This is a genomic window from Streptomyces sp. WM6386, from assembly GCF_000972385.1.
Lineage (GTDB): Bacteria > Actinomycetota > Actinomycetes > Streptomycetales > Streptomycetaceae > Streptomyces.
On record NZ_JXTE01000688.1, the window covers coordinates 1 to 344 of the forward strand.

At 70.3% G+C, this 344-nt stretch carries 1 protein-coding gene; it reads left to right on the forward strand.

The genetic code is table 11. From position 1 onward, the window contains the following. Nucleotides 1-344: electron transfer flavoprotein subunit beta/FixA family protein (locus TN53_RS43250; protein ID WP_046264415.1), on the forward strand; the 344-nt coding region annotated here is incomplete at both ends.

The window sequence follows — 344 nt, forward strand, 5'->3', positions numbered from 1 at the left end:
GTCGAGGACGACGACCTGCACGGCACGGACGCGATCGGCACCTCGCTGGTGCTGGCGAAGGCGATCGAGAAGGCCGGCTACGACCTGGTGATCTCCGGTATGGCGTCCACGGACGGCACCGCGGGCATCGTGCCGGCGCTGGTCGCCGAGCGTCTGGGCGTCCCGCAGGTCACCCTGCTGTCCGAGGTCTCCGTCGAGGACGGCACGGTGAAGGGCCGTCGTGACGGCGATGCCGCGTCCGAGCAGCTGGAGGCGTCGCTGCCGGCCGTCGTGTCGGTCACCGACCAGTCGGGCGAGGCGCGTTACCCGTCCTTCAAGGGCATCATGGCCGCCAAGAAGAAGCC